Annotated in this window: 20 protein-coding genes; 5 read left to right on the forward strand and 15 right to left on the reverse strand. The window is 55.2% G+C overall.

Annotated features, from left to right (window positions below; translation table 11 throughout):
- Window positions 1-78 precede the first annotated feature (78 nt).
- The 11 genes from ACFFSY_RS01465 to ACFFSY_RS01515 form a co-directional block, all read right to left on the reverse strand.
- Window positions 79-507 carry a VOC family protein gene (locus tag ACFFSY_RS01465; RefSeq protein WP_377488813.1) on the reverse strand — a complete coding sequence of 143 codons (429 nt, stop codon included), beginning with the start codon at window positions 505-507 and terminating at the stop codon, window positions 79-81.
- Between the two features lie 73 nt (window positions 508-580).
- Window positions 581-1,567, reverse strand: a complete 987-nt coding sequence (locus ACFFSY_RS01470) for a sigma-70 family RNA polymerase sigma factor (protein WP_377488815.1) — start codon at window positions 1,565-1,567, stop codon at window positions 581-583.
- 4 nt (window positions 1,568-1,571) lie between these two features.
- The gene (locus tag ACFFSY_RS01475; RefSeq protein WP_377489666.1) at window positions 1,572-2,102 is read right to left on the reverse strand and encodes an SMI1/KNR4 family protein; all 531 of its coding nucleotides are present in this window, start codon (window positions 2,100-2,102) and stop codon (window positions 1,572-1,574) included.
- Window positions 2,103-2,136: 34 nt separating this feature from the next.
- Window positions 2,137-3,402, reverse strand: a complete 1,266-nt coding sequence (locus ACFFSY_RS01480; RefSeq protein WP_377488817.1) for a hypothetical protein — start codon at window positions 3,400-3,402, stop codon at window positions 2,137-2,139.
- A gap of 34 nt (window positions 3,403-3,436) precedes the next feature.
- The gene (locus ACFFSY_RS01485; protein ID WP_377488819.1) at window positions 3,437-3,970 is read right to left on the reverse strand and encodes a P-loop nucleotide/nucleoside kinase family protein; all 534 of its coding nucleotides are present in this window, start codon (window positions 3,968-3,970) and stop codon (window positions 3,437-3,439) included.
- Window positions 3,971-4,288: 318 nt separating this feature from the next.
- Window positions 4,289-5,149 (reverse strand): signal peptidase I, encoded by an 861-nt coding sequence (lepB, locus tag ACFFSY_RS01490; RefSeq protein WP_377488821.1) that lies wholly within the window; start codon window positions 5,147-5,149, stop codon window positions 4,289-4,291.
- A gap of 420 nt (window positions 5,150-5,569) precedes the next feature.
- Complete coding sequence (locus ACFFSY_RS01495) at window positions 5,570-6,337, reverse strand: ABC transporter ATP-binding protein (protein WP_377488824.1); 768 nt, start codon at window positions 6,335-6,337, stop codon at window positions 5,570-5,572.
- A 30-nt stretch (window positions 6,338-6,367) separates the two neighbouring features.
- Complete coding sequence (locus ACFFSY_RS01500) at window positions 6,368-7,225, reverse strand: ABC transporter permease (RefSeq protein WP_377488827.1); 858 nt, start codon at window positions 7,223-7,225, stop codon at window positions 6,368-6,370.
- On the reverse strand, window positions 7,201-8,331 hold the full coding sequence (locus ACFFSY_RS01505) for an ABC transporter substrate-binding protein (protein WP_377488829.1): 1,131 nt from the start codon (window positions 8,329-8,331) through the stop codon (window positions 7,201-7,203). Before ACFFSY_RS01505 ends, ACFFSY_RS01500 begins: the two co-directional genes overlap by 25 nt.
- 38 nt (window positions 8,332-8,369) lie before the next feature.
- The gene (locus ACFFSY_RS01510) at window positions 8,370-8,606 is read right to left on the reverse strand and encodes a 4Fe-4S dicluster domain-containing protein (RefSeq protein WP_512699679.1); all 237 of its coding nucleotides are present in this window, start codon (window positions 8,604-8,606) and stop codon (window positions 8,370-8,372) included.
- Window positions 8,599-10,305, reverse strand: coding sequence for a fumarate reductase/succinate dehydrogenase flavoprotein subunit (locus tag ACFFSY_RS01515; protein ID WP_377488835.1), 1,707 nt, complete (start codon window positions 10,303-10,305; stop codon window positions 8,599-8,601). The genes ACFFSY_RS01510 and ACFFSY_RS01515 overlap by 8 nt, the downstream gene beginning before the upstream one ends.
- Before the next feature lie 287 nt (window positions 10,306-10,592).
- Here ACFFSY_RS01515 and ACFFSY_RS01520 point away from each other — a divergent pair, with 287 nt between their 5' ends.
- Window positions 10,593-11,804, forward strand: coding sequence for a helix-turn-helix domain-containing protein (locus tag ACFFSY_RS01520; protein WP_377488838.1), 1,212 nt, complete (start codon window positions 10,593-10,595; stop codon window positions 11,802-11,804).
- A 706-nt stretch (window positions 11,805-12,510) separates the two neighbouring features.
- On the opposite strand, the gene ACFFSY_RS01525 is transcribed toward ACFFSY_RS01520, so the two are convergent.
- The 3 genes from ACFFSY_RS01525 to ACFFSY_RS01535 form a co-directional block, all read right to left on the reverse strand.
- Window positions 12,511-12,813 (reverse strand): hypothetical protein, encoded by a 303-nt coding sequence (locus ACFFSY_RS01525; RefSeq protein ID WP_377488841.1) that lies wholly within the window; start codon window positions 12,811-12,813, stop codon window positions 12,511-12,513.
- Window positions 12,814-13,738: 925 nt separating this feature from the next.
- A complete protein-coding gene (paiA, locus tag ACFFSY_RS01530) occupies window positions 13,739-14,257 on the reverse strand; it encodes a spermidine/spermine N(1)-acetyltransferase (protein ID WP_377488844.1) in 519 nt (172 codons plus the stop codon).
- Between the two features lie 192 nt (window positions 14,258-14,449).
- Window positions 14,450-14,902 carry a MarR family winged helix-turn-helix transcriptional regulator gene (locus tag ACFFSY_RS01535; RefSeq protein ID WP_377488847.1) on the reverse strand — a complete coding sequence of 151 codons (453 nt, stop codon included), beginning with the start codon at window positions 14,900-14,902 and terminating at the stop codon, window positions 14,450-14,452.
- Window positions 14,903-15,060: 158 nt separating this feature from the next.
- On the opposite strand from ACFFSY_RS01535, the gene ACFFSY_RS01540 reads away from it, so the two are divergent.
- Together ACFFSY_RS01540 and ACFFSY_RS01545 are read left to right on the forward strand one after the other, a co-directional pair.
- Window positions 15,061-15,507, forward strand: coding sequence for a GNAT family N-acetyltransferase (locus tag ACFFSY_RS01540; RefSeq protein ID WP_377488850.1), 447 nt, complete (start codon window positions 15,061-15,063; stop codon window positions 15,505-15,507).
- 11 nt (window positions 15,508-15,518) lie between these two features.
- Window positions 15,519-16,145: a YczE/YyaS/YitT family protein gene (locus ACFFSY_RS01545; RefSeq protein ID WP_377488852.1), complete on the forward strand. Its 627-nt coding sequence runs from the start codon at window positions 15,519-15,521 to the stop codon at window positions 16,143-16,145.
- Between the two features lie 326 nt (window positions 16,146-16,471).
- On the opposite strand, the gene ACFFSY_RS01550 is transcribed toward ACFFSY_RS01545, so the two are convergent.
- Window positions 16,472-16,651: a hypothetical protein gene (locus tag ACFFSY_RS01550; protein ID WP_377488855.1), complete on the reverse strand. Its 180-nt coding sequence runs from the start codon at window positions 16,649-16,651 to the stop codon at window positions 16,472-16,474.
- A gap of 374 nt (window positions 16,652-17,025) precedes the next feature.
- Here ACFFSY_RS01550 and ACFFSY_RS01555 point away from each other — a divergent pair, with 374 nt between their 5' ends.
- Both ACFFSY_RS01555 and ACFFSY_RS01560 read left to right on the forward strand, forming a co-directional pair.
- On the forward strand, window positions 17,026-17,760 hold the full coding sequence (locus ACFFSY_RS01555) for a response regulator (protein ID WP_377488858.1): 735 nt from the start codon (window positions 17,026-17,028) through the stop codon (window positions 17,758-17,760).
- A gap of 11 nt (window positions 17,761-17,771) precedes the next feature.
- On the forward strand, window positions 17,772-18,887 hold the full coding sequence (locus tag ACFFSY_RS01560; protein WP_377488861.1) for a sensor histidine kinase: 1,116 nt from the start codon (window positions 17,772-17,774) through the stop codon (window positions 18,885-18,887).
- Window positions 18,888-19,003: the final 116 nt, after the last annotated feature.

The raw sequence follows: 19,003 nt of genomic DNA on the forward strand, positions 1-19,003 counted from the left end.
CTTGACCGGCCGCCTACCTATCGTGATGGAGCGATTTGAATAATCACCCACGGAGAGCTACATCTCCCCGCAATCGAATTAATTCTGCCAAACGTTGAACCGATTCCCGTCCAAATCTTTAAAGCGGAATTGCAGACCGCATGAGCCATGGTCCGTGATCGCTTCGACCGCTGCGCCATGCGCGCGCAGCGAGTTATGGAGCGTAACGATATCGTCGGTCTCGAAGGTCAGGGAGAACATCTCGAAATTGTCGCCCTCCCAGTTGTCCGTCATAAAGTTCGCATTCGGCCGATCTTTCGACTCCAGCAGAAAGATCCATTGCCCGCTGCCCATGATCAGTATGCTCTCATTCCGTTCGAAAGGTTTCAACCCCAGTGTCTGCATATACCACGCTCTTGCTCGCGCCAGGTTCGATACCGGCAGGTAGTTGCAGAATACGCCTTTGACCAAAGGCGCTTTCTCCGCTTGAGCGTCCTGCACCGGATCCGAGAATGCTTCTTGTTTCAATATAATCCCTCCTCATTGGGTTTCATTATATAGACGTCGCACGCGTTCCAACTCCGTCACGGCCCCCAAAAAATTATACAGAAAGCGCGCCATACCGATTGCCATCCGGATCAAAGAAGAGAATCTGCGTCTGCCCCGCCCCGGGTAAGGCTTCGCGAAACGTCTGAATGCCTTGCTCTTCCATCGCCCGGCAAAATCGGTCCGCGTCCTCGATCATGAAGACCAGCGCGGGAATCCTGGATACAGCGCGTTCTTGTAGCACCGCTTCGCTAACTTCGATCAAGAATAAGCAGTGGCCTGATGGCAGCATAACGTGTCCGTTGCGGTCGAGCGATAGGCCCAGCACATGGACGAACCAAGCCTTCGATCGGTCTCGGTTCGATACGGGGATGTAGTATTGTCCCGCTTGTTTGACGAGCCGTTCCATGACACGGCCCACCAGCTTGTCGGTAGCTTCTCCCCTTCGGAAATGGTCCGCCCACTCGGAGAGATGACTCTCCTTCAGCAGTTTGCGGCTCCGCCTCATCCGGCTTTCAACAGCCGCCACCGACATATTAAGCAGTCGCGCGATTTCGGGCATCTTGATCTCGCTGACATAGTAGGACAGCAAAATGGCACGACTCGTGTCATCCAGCTGCTGCAGCGCCTGCTCCACATCAAGGCTCATTTCATGCCGAGTGAAATCCTCCGCGTACCGCTTGTCTTCGTGGGACGCAAGCTGCCCAAGCTCCTCTTGCAGCCGGAATTTACGAGCTGCCGACCGCTTATAATCGATGGATAGGCGAAGCGCGATGGCATACAGCCAACTGCCGAATTTCTCGGGCTGCTGGAGGTCATTCAAGGAACGATAGGCCTTCAAGAACGTTTCTTGCGCGATATCCTGCGCCAGGTAGTAATCTCGCAGAAGATTATACGCGACCGCGCATACCGCGTTCGTATACGTTCGAACCAACGCCGCGAAAGCTTCCATATCTCCGCCGGCTGCCGCGATAACTAGATTCGTTTCAGGGGTCTTGGCACTCTCGTTCTGGTGGATGCCTGTCATGGTTCCCTCCGACATTCCTCTATCCTTCCTCTGCTTCGTTCAAACAAATGGCGATAAATTCAAATAAACTCTTTGCTTCCACAGAACGTCTACCCCAATCGTGCCAGAAATAGAGCACTTGTCCCACGACTCCAAATTCGGACGGGTCTGTATCGATGCAAAGATAATCCCCACCGCCGTTCTCTGCGACCGGAATCCACTTCGGATTCCATAACAACGGTTTGATTTCAGTGTCAATATCCGCCTCCCAATCATCGTCCGGATCGAATTCGCGCTGTAAAAAGGTCCAGTTCTCGATCATTTGCGAGATTGGGGAAAGCGTTAGATTTCTTAGAAACGAACTCGTTCCTAACTCCCGCTGTTGACCATTATGTATGCGATAGAAGCATTTTAATTCTTCAGGAATTGTCGTATGAAGGGCATTCTCCAGCAGCTGAAAATCTTCGTCTTCGGCCCCTGGCTGCAGCTTTAATGCTTCTTTAAAATCTTCTTCCAGACTGGATCCTTTTTCAATGATCTGCTTCCACAACAACTCGGCTTGTTCTAACATGTTGGTGTCCAACAGATTCCCTCCTCAGCAAGACTTAAAACGCTGTACTCGCCGGCGTGAACGAGTCATCGATCCACATCAGCCCATCACCGTATTGGATGCGGAAGGTATGGATGTTGTCCGATCCATCGCGCACCTCGAATTGAAGGCCTCCGGTGTAGGTCAACTCGGCCTGTCTCAAATTGTCGAAGTAAATGCCATAAATCGAGATGACCTTCTTAGCATCGGCTGTCGTCAAAGCGGCATCATCCACAACCGAGAAACGGGCCAATTGTTCCGCATCCCCTGCCTGAATGAGCCGTACGTATTCGCTCGCCATCGCTTCTGCATAGGGCAAGTACCGAATATAGGACCAGTCCAGCGACGGCTGCTCGGCGCCTTCCGGCAAGCTGACGTACAGCAGATCCTCGATCGTAACGGAATCCCCGCTACTCTCTCCTGTCACCTTATAAGCTTCCTGCCGCTCCCCGGACTCCTGCAGCTCAGCCTGAATCGTTCCCGGATCCATCTCCGCGCTGAGCATCTTCAGGAACCGATTCATGAAGGCTTCATCGATATGCAAATAATCGCGATAGTACTCCGGATTTACGCTCACGAGTAAATCGGCCAGCTTCTTGCCGTCTTGCGCTCGGACCGCCTGGAGGAAAGGTTGAAGCAGCTGGTCACCGTGGGCTGCGGAAGCTGGCGCTGCCTCTTGAGCTTGCGGCACGTCCTCTGCTTGAGCCGACGTTAACCGCAGCCCGCTAAGCATATTTACGAATTGGGCTTTGGACGCCGCCTCTTTGTCCCGATTCGAAAACTCGAGTACATAGATGATGTTATCCGGAATCGGGATAACGGCATAATAGACGTCATGCGTGCCGGTCAGGCCGGACGCCGCCGTGCCGTTGTCCGCGTCAAGCGTATACAATTTGCCGCTTCCTATGGGCGTCTCGATCGTCTCTTCAAGGGTGATTTCGCTGTGGTTGGGCTTATACGATTTGAAATCGAAATCGTCCGCATACGGGTACGTATCCACACCACCCAGATAAACGCCGTTCTCATCGGTGAGGGCGGCTGATAAGCCGTCTTCGGCACTCAAGCTCCATCCCTGCGGCAGATCCAATGCCAGATTGGAGACATTGTATGCAGCTGGACTAGGCGTCTGCTCGTAACCAGGGTCGGCGGCCTGCTGGATAGGAGCAGGCGCTGTGGCCTGGTTATTCTTCTCAACTGGTTCTACCTGGTTAATGGTACAAGCCGCAAGCACGAGCAGCAGCGGAACAATTAGCAGTGTTCGGGCTTTCGTGGATCGCGCCATTCTTCAACTCTCCTGCAACATTAATATCGTGCGATTAATTGTTTATTACAATTTCCCCTTCATCCCGCGGCGCTTCGAATCCTTGGAGAAACGTGGTCAAGATCTCCTCCGTTATCGGGAACGCTGCGTTCGCATCAAAACGTTGGCTGCGAATCTTCAGACGCGCTCGCAATTCATCCGGATGGACTTTCAAGTAAATCAGTCTCCATTTCCCTCCGGCGCTTTCAATAAGTTGCTTATATTCATCCCTCGCGGCTCGATTCCAAAAACTAGAGTCGACCACGACCTGCTTTTTATCTTGAATGAGCCCGACTAGCTTATGGCGTAATCTTACATGTGCTTCGTCCAAGCGCTCTCTATATTCGTCAACCGGATAATCCACTCCATATCGACCATGAGTAGACCAGACCTCCTCATCAATAGAGAGACGCACATAACCATCCGCTTCTAATTTTTGGGAGAATGTCGTTTTGCCCGAACCCGCGATTCCGCACATCAATACGACTACAGCGAAATCGCGATCTCGATCCCGATCAATGAAACGCTCGATATTCGAGTCATCTGCCATGAATGATCCTCCGTCTTTCGTTAGCTAACCTTCATTTCAGTTTCTCGGGATGCTTTATTTTGATGGAAGCAACCTCGCCGCAATCGCCACATACCGTATATATTTTTTCAGATCCAATCGACAGTTTTCTATCCAACGGGCGGAGATTCACAAAATCGGTTGCCTCAACGAATGCGTGGCCCCCGCAAGCTTTGCAAGTCTTCTTAACCGTATCCATAACATCGTCTCCCTCTTGGTAAATTTAAAATTCTCGCAAGCTCGATTAACGCCTCCATCGACCCCATACCTTACGTTTTGTCCGGCTGCCGTCGCTTGCGTCTAGTCGAACACGCTGCCTACGCGTACAAAATTCGTCGCCTTCGCTTGGAGCGGCGTGGTGAGCTCGAAATCGCCGATAAGCGTATACGTGACTTCATCCCCGATCCGAAGCGCGCCGATCTCCGCCTCCTGATCGACATTAGCCCACAAGGCCTCCGGATACGCCATGTTAATCAGCTCTTCCGTGCTTCTGACGCGGAGCGCATTCGCGCTCACTTCCCTTACGATCGCAACGCGCCCCGACTCCTTGCCGACGATGATGCCTTGTTGATAATCCCAGACCGTCTTGGGACCTTCCCAACCTACGACCTTGCCTATAATCTTGGAGCTCGCCAGCGGCCCCGCCGTTTGGCTATCGTTGAAGCTTCGACTCCAATAATCGCCGAGCACGAAATACTCGTCTTCCTCTAAGGTAACCGGCTCCTTCAAAGACGTCGGCTCCTTCTCCTGGTGCGGCTTCTCGCGGAACTCACTGCCATAGAAGGCATCGAGCTGCTTCGCATCGATATAAATATGCCCATCCTTCAAATGCACCTCTTCCCCCGGCAGCCCGATAATCCTTCCGAAATCGGCCGGCAAGCGCGCATCCCTCGTCTGGAACCGGACAATATCGCCGCGGGCGATCGGATGATGCCGGTAATACGTTTTATCGAGGAAAACGTCATTACCGGCGGGCATGGCATTATAGGCGGAATAATTGAGCATGGCATCGGAATTAACGGTTACCTTGATCAAGGAATCGACAGGCTTCCGGATCACGTCCAGCTCTTCCTTCGTGACGGTATCCGCAATCGTATCTGTATCGCAGCCGCCGGCCAGCAGCGCAACGAGCAGCCATACGAGCATACGGGTTCGTTTCACCCGCCATCACCTCCGGTTCGGCAGCTTCTACACCTACATATGAGACGCGCCACAAAGGGTAATTGTTCCAGTTTTGTCGGACTTCCGATGACTCCGCGGAGGCATCATAACCAATCCTCTTGAAAAAGACGAGAATCCCCTTGGGACTCACCGTTCCGTCATACAGCTTTGGTTACTTTCCATAAAGATCGTTCCCATCGGATTCGAACCAGAGCGACCTACCTAGGATGCCTGCGATCAGGGATGCGATAAGAACAAATGCCATTGTGCAACCCCCAGAATTTTCTATTTTCTAGAGTATTCGCGAAGCGAGTGAAGCTTTCCTGCGCACCAGCCATAACAAAAAACAGCCGATCATCCGATCGGCTGTCTACACATGTTTACCTGCTCTCATTCCGCTATTGTTCTCCTATCATCCCGCTAAGCCTGCCAAGCTTCCGCCCGCTCCTCCTGCAAGCAGGCGAGCACGCGCTCGCGAAGCTGCACGAATGCGCCGGACGCGCGGTCCCGGGGCCTAGGGAGCTCGACGGGCACGATCGTCTTGATGCTCCCCGGCCGCGGAGTAAGGATGACGATCCGATCGGCTAGAATTAACGCCTCCTCGACGTCATGGGTCACGCAGACGAACGTGCTGCTCTCCCGCTGCCAGATCCGGACCAGCTCCTCCTGCAGCCGCAGCCGAAGCAGCGCGTCAAGCGCCGCGAACGGCTCATCCATCAGCAGCAGCGCCGGCTTCAAGCATAAAGCGCGGGCGATGGCGGCCCGCTGGCGCATGCCGCCCGAGATTTGGTTCGGGTACAGCTCTCCCGCTCCCTGCAGGTCGAAGCGCTCCAGCGCTTCCTCGGTCATCGCGCGCTGCTGCTGCCGGCTCCCGCCCTGCATGCGCAGCCCGAACCGGATATTGTCGCGCACGGTCAGCCACGGGAAGAGCGCGTAATCCTGGAAGATGACCCCTCGCGCCGGAGACGGCGTCCGAACAGGCGATCCGCCGAATCGGATGCTGCCCGCGGAAGGCTGCTCAATGCCGGCTATTAGCTTGAGCAGCGTGCTTTTGCCGCAGCCGGAGGGCCCCAGCAAGCAGACGAACTCGCGTTCATGCACCTGCAGGTCGACGCCTTCCAGCGTCTCGATCCTCCCCTTGCCCGCGGCCGCGTAAGACTTGGACACGCTCTGCACCTCGACGAGCATCAGCTTTCGCCTCCTTTCCTTCATGAATCGCTAGGCACGCCACCGCAGCAGCCGCTTCTGCGCGGTACGCACGATCAACGACGAACCGAAGCCCAGCAGCCCGATCGTGAACATCCCGATAATCGACTGGTTGTAATCAAGCAGCTGATAAGCTTGCCACGTAGAATAGCCGATCCCGATCTGACCGGACATCATCTCGCCGGTAATCACGCCCATCCAAGATGCGCCGATGCCGACCGACAGTCCGGTTAGAATCTCGGGGGCGGCCGAAGGCAAGTATATGCGCCACACCGAGCGGACTGGACCGCAGCCGAGCACGCGCGCAGCGTGAACAAGGGAGGCGGGGACGCGGCCCGCCGCATCCCGCGTGCTCACCAGGATCGGGAAGAAAGCGCCGATGAACGTAATGAACACGATGCTGCCTTCGATCGTATGGAACAGCAGCATCGCGACGGGCAAATACGCAATTAACGGGATCGGCCGGAATAACTCCAGATTGGGACCTAGCAGCCCGCGGCCCACCTTGGACAGCCCGATCCATAATCCGAGCGGCACGGCCGCGATGAAGCCGATCGCGATGCCGGACAGCACGCGAACCGTGCTGTATGCGATATCGAGGTAGTACGACGAGGTGCCCAGATTGCGGAGCCATTCGCCGAAGATCGTCAGCGGCTGCGGCAAGTTGCCGAATTGGAGCGGCCACTGCACGTTGAAGAGGACGAGCGTATGCCAGAGCAGCAGGAAGGCCGATATGGAGAGCAGTCGGGTCAGCAAGCCGATGCGGGACCGCTTCCCGGGCCCGGCAGCAGCCTTCCGCCCGAGTGCGGCAGCGCCGGCATGCTCATGGGCGTCGGCGTTCCATTTCAATACACGTTGTCCGGTATCCATTCGCCTTCCAGCTCCTTGTCGGTCGGATACGGCTGGCTGCCGCTTGCGCCGACCGCTTCCCGAAGATAGTCGTCATCGACGAATTGGGCGAGATCCAGCGTGCTCTTCAGCTTGCCGATTTGCGTCAGGAAATCGATGCTTCCCTGCAGCGTGGACAAATCTTTATCGTAGATCGCGGCATCGAAGCGGATGTTCTCGACCATTTTACGGCAAATTTCAATCGGGAATTGGCTCTCCTCCGCGAAGATCTCTGCCGTCTCCTCCGGATTCGTGCGGGCATATTGATGCGCTTCATGCAGTGCCTGCAGGAACGCGACTACATAGGCCCGATTGTCCTTCGCCCAATCGAGATTCGCCACGACGCCGGCCAAATAATCGATTCTCGTCTCTTCGCCGGCAGCGAGCACGCTTCCATATTTCTTCTGCTGGATGAGACTCGGATAGGGCTCCCAGGTCGCGTGCGCAGCCACCTTCCCCTGCTCGATGCTCTGCATGCCGACCGCGACGGATTGATCCACGATCGTGACTTTATCGACCAGGCCATGCTTGCGCAGCGTCTCCAGCAGCATCCGATGCGAACTGGAGCCGATCGGCGTCGATACCGTCTTCCCTTCCAAATCTTCCACGCTCGAGATATCGCTGTTCAGCGGAACCATGATCGCCTGATTGCGGCCGAGCTGCCCCTTCCCGTCGAACGCCAGGAAGACGGAATCGTAATTCGGCTGGGTCACGCCAAGCACGCCGTTGAGCAGCGAGGGCATGTCGCCGAGGAAGGAAATTTGGATTTTGCCGCCGTTCATCTGATTGTTGAGCACGGATCCGGCGGGCGCGTCGAACCACTCGACCTGCACGTCGTCATCGGGGGCCGTAATCGCCAGATGTTTCTCGAACAGCTTGTTGTGCTTCACGATCAGCGCGCCCCACGTCTGGGCGGTCGGCGACTGATAGCCGACCGTCACCTTAGCCTTCTTGCCCGGCTGAGACGCTTGCGCGGAAGATGCGCTCCCCTGGTCAGCGGGTGCCGCTCCATTCGAGCCGCAGCCCTGCACGAAGAGCAAGAGGACCGCAAGCGCCAGCCCCAACGCGTATTTCGATCTAACGTTCATGCCATTCATCGTTATGCACGCTCCAAATCGCACCAGAGTTAACGGACCAAATACGGAATATGGACAGTGACCGCATCGACGGGGCAATCCGTCTGGCATGGCGTGCAATACCAGCACTCGTCGTACTTCATGTAGGCTTTGCCGTCCTGGTCGAGCGCCAGAATGCCCATCGGACACACCTGTACGCAAATATCGCAGCCGATGCATTTGTCGCGGTCGATAATGACGCTCGCTTCCACCTGCTGCGGGATCAGTTTGGACGATAGATTAGACATGGATTTTCTCTTCCTCCCCGGAGACCGGCTTCTCAGTGAACAGATATGGCGGCAATTCTCTCGTGTAGAGCTGCATCTCCCCGTCCGCATCCTTGCGCAGCACGACCCGCTTCAGCCAATTGGCATCGTCGCGCTCCGGGTAGTCCAGGAAATAATGATAGAATCCCCAGCGGCTTTCCTTGCGGAACAGCGAGGCTTTGGCCATCATCTCCGCGCAATCGACGATGCTCGTCACCTCGAGGGCGCGGCCAAGCTCATGCGGATCGCGCGCGCCGAGCAGCTTCATATCCACCTCGCGGAAGTGGGCGATTTTCTCCAGCGCGATCTCCATCTTCACCACGGTCTTGGGCGGCATGAGGTATTGGGTGACGATCCGCCGGATCTTCGTCTCCACCTGTTGGTGCGGCACGCCGCTCGGATTGGATAACGGCCGGTATACCCGCTCCCGCTCGGCCTCGATCTGCGACGGATCCGGCGCGAGATGCTCCACGCCCGCCGCGTAATGCGCGGCATTCGTGCCCGAGATCTTGCCGAACGTCAGCGCCCCGAGCAAATATTGATGCGGCACGCTGGCCATATCCCCGGCCGCATACAGCCCCTCCATCGAGGTCTGCGCCTCATGATCGACGAGCACGCCCGCCGCGCTGTGTCCGCTGCACAGTCCCACTTCGGAGAAATGCAGCTCCACCATGTCGTTCCGGTAATCCTTGCCGCGCCCCGCATGGAACCGGTCCCGGCTCGGACGCTCGTTGTTGTGCAGAATGTCTTCGATCTGGCTGATCGACTTCTCGTCGAGATGGGTCAGCTTCAGGTAGAGCGGCCACTCGCCCTTGTTCGCCATCTTCCACATGTTCATGATCAGCTCGCCGCTCCAATAATCGCACCCGGTCACGCGCTCGCCTTTGGCATTGGCCGTGTAGCCGCCGAACGGACCCGCGACGTACGCGCATGCCGGACCGTTATAATCCTTCATCGTCGGATTGATCTGATAGCACTCGATGCCGGTCAGCTCCACGCCCGCGTGGTAAGCCATCGCATAGCCTTCGCCCGAGTTGGTCGGGTTCTCGTAGGTGCTGTAGAGGTAACCGGAGTCCGTCAGCCCCATTCGACCTGCCGCGCCCGCGGTCAGGATGACGGCTTTGGCGTGCACGACGATGAAGTCGCCGCTCCGAACGTCGACCCCCAATACGCCGGCGACCCGATTACCTTGCGTCAGCAGACGGGTCGCCATGACGCGGTTGACGACTTTGCACCGCATCTGCTTCACTTTCTTCGCCAGAATGAGCTTCAAGTCGCTCGCCTTCGGCATCGGAAGCACATAACGGCCTTTGCGATGCACGCGGTACACTTCATAGCCGCCTTGCGCATCCTTCTCGAAGTCCACGCCCCACGAATCCAGCTCCTTCACGATCTCATAGCATTCGCTGGCCTGCCGGAAGACCGCGCGCTGATCGAGGATGCCGTCGTTCGACTCCGTAATCTCCCAGGTGTATTCCTCGGGAGACGCTTTGCCGGGGATGACGGCATTGTTCAGTCCGTCCATGCCCATGCTGATCGCGCCACTCCGCCGGATATCCGCCTTGTCGAGCACGAGCACTTGAAGGGATGGATTCGCTTGCTTCGCCTTGATCGCCGCCATCGTACCGGCGGTTCCGCCGCCTACAATCACCACGTCTGCGGTATACGTTCGTGTTTCCATATCGATGAGATCGCCCTCTCTTTCAACGGTTGCAAGCTCGGAACTTCGGAATACCAACTCTATTCCGATGAACTTAATCGCCTTATTCTTGATCCCACTTTAGCATCCGCTGCCCAGGCGATCTATCCGTTGACCAGCATTGGCGATGAATGAAGAGCAATGCACAGCACGACCAATTTTTGGATAATTGTAGCCGAAAATGATCATGGACCGATTGCCCTCAGCTGCGAGACTCGGTACAATACATATAATACCTACCAAATTACAAGGATTTAGTGGAGGTCTCTATGACGAGGACAGTACCCCCGCATCGGCTGCTCACGCTGCAGGAAGCCATGGACCAGCTCGGCGTCAGCCGTTCCACAATCGATCGTTGGCGCCGGCAGCGGCGGCTGCCCTTCATCAAGATCGGCAAAGAAGTCCTGTTCGACCCGCTCGAGCTGGAGCGTTGGGTGCGCAAGCATGGCATCATCGCCGAGCCTCCTTTCACCGCCGCCGGCACGAAGCCTGAACAGGACGATGTCGTGACGATCGGTTATCAGAGCGGCACGGCCCATATGTGGAGCCCCATCATCATTCGCGAGCTTCGGTTATTCGAACAGGAATTGGCCGAGTTTCGGCTCGGTCGGGCGATCCAGGTGCGTTGGGAGGATGCGTCGAGCGGCCTCGATCTCGTGGAGGGCATGATTGCCGGACGGGTCCAGCTTGCTTCCTTGGGCGATTATCCGATCGTGATGAGCCGGCATCTCAGCCGGATTCTGCCCGGCTTCGACGTCGCGCTTCTGGCCTTCGACGGCAAATCTCCCGGCGGCCGCGGCATCTCGATCGCGATGCCGCATGGCGGCCGGATCAAGCATCTTGAGGATCTCCTCTCCGCCACCATCGCGACCGTTCCCCACTCTTCAGCGGAATTCCGCTTGCAGCTGCTGCTTCGCCAGAGCGGCCAATCCGGCTGGACCGTCGAGCATTGCTCGATGAAGGAAAGCTGGAACAGCTTGCTGGAGAAGCGTGTTCAAGCGAGCGTCATGTGGGAGCCGTACATCAGTCTTACGCAATATGCCGGCGCCGGTCATGTGCTGTACGAAAGCGGCATCGGAGGCGACTACCTGACCGGCTTGATCGGTCATCGGCAATGGGCCAGTCGGAACGAACCTATCGTGCTGGCCTACCTGAAAGCGCATCTGCGCGCGCACCGGTTCATGCGGGAAGAGCCCTTTACCGCCGCTAAGATCGTCGCCCGCGCAACCGGCTTCCCCTTCCCGGTCGCCGTGTCGGTCTTGAACCGGGTCCGATGGGACGCGGCGGTGTACACCAAAGATTTGATGTCGCTGCGCGAGCTGCCCGCCTTCCCGTCGATCGGCCCGGCTAATCCGCTTAGCGCGCCGGACCCCTTGATCGCCGAGACCGATTATTTGGCCGAAGCCGCGCGGCTGTTAGCGCTGCCGCGATTCGGGTCCGAGCTGCGGGATAGCGAGTGGTCTGCACAATTCTGCTATTGAGGGGATCGTATCGATGTGTCGCGCTCCCACGCCAAGAAGACCAAGGCTCGCGGGCGAGCACTTGGTCTTTTGGTTTTGCTTCAAAGATATGGGGCTCTGCGGAATGAAACGCTGGCACTGGCATGGCCCTGTTTGTTGCGTATTGGCCAGCTGTATACGAATCCGTCGTTGTTCAGCCGGAAGAAGGGCAGAACGTCCTAGGCGACGGCGAACGCGCCTCTGCTAATAAGGACCGGGATTTGGTGACATACTTCTTGGTGGAAACCGACAGGAGGTGAACCGCTATGAGCAACGATAACGAACCGAAGCATACGACCTCGCGTTCGAACGACCCGAACGATCAAGGCAGAACCGGCGTGCAAAAGAAACAGAAGTAAGCGGAGGATTCCGAGCAAAGCGTGCAGCAAAAACCCGGTTGCGGTTGACCGGGTTTCTTCGATCTCATCTTCATCTGAGCATCCAATCAAGATGTCATAGAGATCATGAGTCTTCTTATATTCCGTTATGCCGCCAGTTACCTGCAGAGAGTTGTTGAGGATTACGTGTATATCCATTCCCTTTCGTATTTCCCCCTCCAACAGGGTACCTTTTATGACGAAAGAATCGTCTGCCTTCGATGTTTGAATAACTTGGAATCGTGCCATAACCCCTACCTCAATCTTCGTCCGAGAACCAGAATTGGTTTTTCGGCGATTGTTTTTCTTCTCTACTCCTCAGCGCGTAATAAATCATCCAATAATGATTTTACGGTACTCAATACTTTGGGTCGATAGGCTTCCAGTTCTTTGAGTCGATCATTCAATGCCGCCTGATTCCACAAATGGTGCTCAGTAGGCAAAGGTATGTGCAGCATATTGTCGTAATGCTCAACAATATCATAATCGATGAAATCATAGCCTTCATGCCACAAGGCACTTAGCTCCATGCAACCGAGAACTATGGGTTTCTTCCCATCCAGTAAGTCTTTGAGGAGTTGAATGACTTTACTTTTAATGAGTTCATCATTCACATCGAATCTCCTCCAGATCGAATTTCGCTCAGCGATAACGTCCGAAATTATCGATTGCAAATCGTATGGACTCCACAACCTTCCGGATTCCTTCTTTTTCCAGATACTTCTCTAACATCGGGATCATTTCAGCCAACGACAATATCCATGTAATGTCCGCAACTTTACTTCTAACCTTGGCACTTTTATCCCTTAGCGCAGCTGTAAGCAAGGGAAGCACGACATCTTCGTGAGGTTTGTCCATCAAAGCGGTTAAGATGTTGAATCGTACGCCTGCACTACGATCACCGAAATTTTCATTGCAGTTACGAACGGCTCCAACAGCACATCGGATAAACTATTCTGGGCGTTTATCGGGAGTAGGCAATCGATCATTTTGTAGCATAGCTCTCTTTGTCGCGGATCTTTAACCATATGATCGACGTGAGCATATTCTTTTTCTTTCGAGAACAGGAAGACGGTATTGAATCCCTATCATATCATTGGTACATGCCCCATCACATGACCTTTCGCTACCTTCTCCCAAATATCTTTCTAAGCGCATCCACTGTGTCTTCTTTGTATGTAGTAAATAGAAACGCTGCATTTAGCGCTGTAGTGGCTGCGAGTATTGCCGTAGCAATGTCGCTACCATAGAAGGCAGTATTAAGAATAATCATAACGATTGAACCGAATGTGAGTGCAAAGGTGAAGGCGAACTGCTTGGTTCTGTTCATGGCGACACCCCAAGTTATTTAATTTAATCCCTGAAGGATCATAACTTATTCCCAGTATACCCCATCCCGCTCCTAGCCGTGCCGCATAATAAAAAGAAAATCGGCCGTCTGCGAACGGACGCGGGTTCCCCTTAGGTCCAGTTGTTCTTCCGCGAGGTTTCCTCTTGAGTAGTTCCAGGGCTCGTTTTGCATGTCCGGAGCCGCCGAAATCAGCGAAGCGTCCGCGTCATAATATAATCCAGTTGCTCCTCATCCCCCATATAGAACGCGTGAGTGCCGGTCTGAACAAACCCCATCTTCTCATAAAAGGCGATGGCTCTTTCGTTCTTCTCCCACACGCCCAGCCAGATCCGCGCTTTATTCCGCTCTAACGCGAGGTCGATCGCCTTCTGGACGAGGCGCTTCCCGAGCCCTTGTTTATGGAAGGTAGTAAGGACATAAATCCGCTCCACTTCCAGCGCATCGTCGCCCATTCGTTCGGTTTGCGCATCGCCCGTATTCACCTTTAAGTACCCGGCAATCTCCTCGTTCGCGCAAATAAAATAAAAGGACGAACCGACGCAGGCTAATTCGTTCTCTAATTGGGACAAGCTTAAGGCGCGTTCCAAGTAAGCTTGCATCTGTTCAGGCGAATTCTGATCGGCGAACGTCGCTCGAAAAGTCGCGATGCTGATTGCTTGAAGCGCGCCGAGGTCTTCGGTCGTGCATGGTCTGATCGTGATCGTCATGTGCGCGTCCCCCTTGAATCAATTATGAGCCGTAAGAGAATCGTACTGTATTTTTGTTGCATTTACAACAAAATTATCACTGGACGTTCCTCTTTCCCGAGACTGCTCGCCGATAAACAGCACGAAAGGCAGCCGTTCAACCAGCTGCCCTCCTTGCGTTCATCGACTGCTCGTCCACCACGACAGACGATTTCAATACGTTCGTTTATTCCCCTTCTTCACGAAATCCCAATCGACCTCGACATTCTGCCGGACTCGCTGCAGCAGGCGGTACAAAGTCTCCGTCTCGTCTGCCGAGAATCCCGCTAACGCCACCGCGTTGGAATGCTCGTCTTCCCGCTTTAGGAACGGATACGCTTGATTGCCCTTCTCGGTCGTGAAGAGCCGCTTAATTTTTTTGTTCGTCTCATCGTCCTGCTTCTCGATAAAACCTTGGAGCTCCAGCTTCTGAATCGCCCGCGCGGCGGTTGTGCGGTCCACCTTGATCATCTCCGCCAGCTTCTCTTGTATGATGCCCGGATTCTCGTAGATGCGAACCAGGTATAAATACTGCCCTTTGGTCAGCTCGATCTCCTTGAACTCGATATTGCTGATGGAATCCAATGCCCTCGCGATCATGCCTACTTCTCGAAGGATCTCCCTCATGCGATCACCTGCCCGTCAGCTTTTTATTGCATTTACAACAATGATGCGTTTATAGTTACGGATGTATTCATTATGAATCGATGTATTTACTTTGGTTCCATGCTTCATTATGACGGCTTTCACACCAAAAATAAATCCGAAGGGATTGGAGAATACACGTGAGTATCCAACACCTAACACAGCTCGTGGAGCTGGAAGCGGCATTCTCGATTCGAAGACGCGTATTCGTCGACGAACAGGGCGTTCCGCTGGAGGATGAATTCGATGGGTTCGATACGCTGGATGGACGATGCGATCATGTTCTGGCCTATCATGACGGTAATCCGGTCGGTACGGGACGGATGCGCGTCGTTGACGGGACGGGAAAATTGGAGCGGATCTGCATCTTAGCGCCGTACCGCAAGTTCGGGATTGGCCGGACCATCATCGCCGCCCTGGAAGCCATCGCGGCCGAGAAGGGACTGGTGCAGGTCAAGCTGCACGGGCAAACGCAGGCGGAGGGATTCTATTTGAAGCTTGGATATCAGACGGCTTCCGATGTGTTTATGGAAGATGGCATCCCTCATTTGCTTATGATCAAACCGATTCAGGCTGCGGAGCGATGAGGAGCCGGCTTATGCGCACGCTCGTGCTATTCGGCGGCGGGATTGGCATTCTGACGCTGGGAATCGCGCTTACGATCGAGTCCGGCCTCGGGGCCTCGCCTTTCGATGCGCTGCTTGTCGGTCTATCCGAACAGGTCGGTCTGACCGTAGGAAGCTGGGAGGTGCTGCTCGCGCTCCTGATGATCGGCTGCAATTCGCTTCTATCCCGGCGACGACCGGAATTCGAAGGACTGCTCACGGCCTTCATTACCGGCATCGGCATCGATCTATGGCTCTGGTTGTTACGTCCTCTGATTGATCCCGGACTATGGATCGGTCAACTTGCTTGTTTTGGCGCGGGGCTCATTGTCGTTGGACTGGGGATCTCTCTCTATTTGCACGCCCAGTTCGCGCCGATGCCGCTCGACCGGCTTACGTTGGTGCTCCAGACGTTAACCGGACTCAATCTGTTCGTCACGCGATCCGGCCTATATTTCATTTTCTTGATCGCCGCCTTTGTCGTCCGGGGTCCGATCGGGCTCGGCACGCTGCTAACCGTTTGCCTCGGCGGATTGATCCTCCATACCTCGATGCCGCTAACAGGGAGAGCTTTGGATCGCTTGCAGCGGCAAGCGAAGGCGACCGATCCTCCTGCTTGAATCGATTCCCCTCGAAAACAAAAGGAAACCAGGCCGTCTACGAACAGACGCGGGTTTCCCTTCAATCGCGCATAGTCTCCGAATCCGTGTTAGCATGGTAAACCCCTTTTTGTGCCTACTGCTTGGGTTCAGCTATGGTCTCGAGCTCGAAAATAACCTCGTTTGCAAGACGTTTGTTTAATCTGTACGTACCGAAAAACAAAGAAGCGCCTGCGCGGCGCTTCTTTGGATCCGTCTATGGAGACGTGTAAGTCCCATTCCCGGATGTTCCCGTCTTCGTTGACCAACGACGGGTGTCCTCTCCATGCAGGATAGCCCCCAGCCGGCTATTCGCCCTGGCCTTGTTTGTTGCGAATGCCTGTCAAATCGAAGTCTTCCTTCGCAAAGCCCAGCTCCTCGGCTTTCTTCTTCTTGATCACCATAGCCTGCTGCAAGCTGGTGGCTCGGAATTCGATCGTCGTGCCGGATGGGCCTTCGAATGCATAGTAGCTTTTTTTATTCGCCATTGATTTCACGACCTCCGTCTTACCGTGATGTTGCTTCGGCATGTTCTTGGCTGCAGTCAATTAGCATTTCCAGTTTATTGCGCGTCATACAGAAAATCGCACAAAGGCCCCGTTATCATCCACAATGATAGCAGGGCTTCCCGCCTGATTACGCACTCGCATCCGTTGTCGTAGCGATATCCGTCGTCGTCGTGCCGCCCGCTGCCGGCGCTCTGTCCGGCTTCGCGCCGCGGCCATGGTTGCCGCCCATCAGTTTCCTGCCGCTGCCTGCATCCTAAAGGATCGTTTGTTCGATTGTCGGACAGCGTACGATTGGTATATCCTTGTATCAATGTATACACGATGCAAGCGAGCTCATGGGGAGGCTTTATCGGTTGAAAATAAAAGTGCTGATCGCGGACGATAATTCGTTTATCCGCGAAGGAATGAAGATTATACTTACCACGTTCGACGAGTTCGAGGTCGTCGCCACCGTCGGGGACGGAGCAGAGGCGGTCGATTATTGCCGCTCGCATGAAGTGGACGTCGCCCTGCTCGACGTGCGAATGCCGAACATGAACGGCGTCGAGGCCACCCGCCTCCTGACCGAGCAGACGAAAGCCAAGCCGCTGATCCTTACGACCTTCGACGACGACGAATACATTCTCGAAGCGGTGCGCTCGGGCGCCAGAGGGTACCTGCTTAAGAACAACGACCCCGAGCGAATACGGGACGCCATCAAGAGCGTCTACCACGACCATCACGTTCTCCAAGACGTCGTCCTGAACAAGATCAAATCCAATCTGCTGACGGGCGCGCAATCGAATCCTCAGACCGGCCGCGGAACGCATAACGGTCATGGCGATTTCGAGCCGGTTCAATCCGCTGCCGCTCCGTCTTCCTCCGGCTCGGATCGGATCGACCGCAGCCTGTTCACGGAGCGGGAGCTCGACGTCATGGCGCAGATCGCCAAAGGGCTCTCGAACAAGGAAATCTCGAAGAAGTTGTTCATCTCCGAAGGCACGACCGCCAATTACATCACGTCCATCCTGAACAAGACGGGACTTGAACATAGGACGCAGATCGCGATCTATTATTTGACGGGTGAAATCAAGCCATCGGAGGATTAGGGAGTCGCGACATGGAATTATGGATCATTTGTAACAAGGCTGCCTTGCTGGTCTACGTCATCTTCGTCTCTTATTCGGTCGTGCACGGAGCTTCCCCCTCGGAGATACTCGCCTATCTGTCCTACTTATGCGTGAACATGGCCATTCCGATCTTGCGAAAGCAAAGACGGCTGCAGCTGCTCGGAGCGGCCGCTTCGGCCGTACTGGTCACGCTGTTCGCCTTTCGTCTGAATACGATATTCATCCTCTTGCTGCCCGTCAATCTCTATGAGATTGTGCTGCTATCGGGAGGCAGGAACCGCCTCGCCCTGCTGCTTGGACTCGTGCCGCTGTTCCTCATCCCGGTCGATGAGAAGCTGATCTATCTGCTGGCAACCTCCTTAAGCCTTCTTCTCTACTATGGCATGCGGGTTCATACGGAGAAGCTCGAGAAGATCGGCGAGGAGAGGGAGATGCTTCGCCTCGATCTGCAGCGTCTGAAGCAATCCCTTAGCATGAACGAGGAGTATATTCGCCAATCTCAGTACACGGTCAAGCTCGAAGAGCGCAATCGGCTGTCGCAGCAGATTCACGACGAAGTCGGCCACGCGATGGCCGGGGCGCTCATCCAGATGGAAGCGTCCAGACGTCTGTCCGGCGCGAATCCGGATAAGGCGTCCGAGCTGCTCGGCAACGCGATCGCCATCTCCAAGGAGGGGCTGGAGCGGATCCGCCTCACGCTCAAAGATATGAAGCCCCGGTCGGAAGAGCTTGGCATCCACCGGCTTCGGCTGTTCGCGGACGAGTTATCCGCCAATCACGCAGTGAACGCGACGCTCACGCATGCGGGAGATTTGGATGTGATCACGCCTCTTCAATGGAAGATCCTCCACGAGAACGCGAAGGAAGCGGTCACCAATTCGCTGAAGTACGGAGGGGCGACCGCCATCGAGTTCGAGATTCGCGTGCTGAACCGCATGATCCAATCCGTCGTCACCGACAACGGCAAAGGCGCGGACAAGATCGTCAAAGGGCTGGGCATCGTCGGCATGGAGGAGAGAGCCGCGTCCGCCGGCGGAACCGTCATCGTCGACGGTACGAAGGGCTTCCGCGTGACCACGCTCCTGCCCCTCCAGAAGAGCGGATGAAGGAACTCACGCTTCGAACATGAACTTTCTCATATGCAAAGGATGAACTTATGCACTGACATGAGGTCATCCTTTTTTATTAGAATAAAGCCATAAACCTTACCGAAAACGGAGTG

The organism is Paenibacillus aurantiacus (genome assembly GCF_042431225.1).
GTDB classification, from domain to species: domain Bacteria; phylum Bacillota; class Bacilli; order Paenibacillales; family Paenibacillaceae; genus Paenibacillus_Z; species Paenibacillus_Z aurantiacus.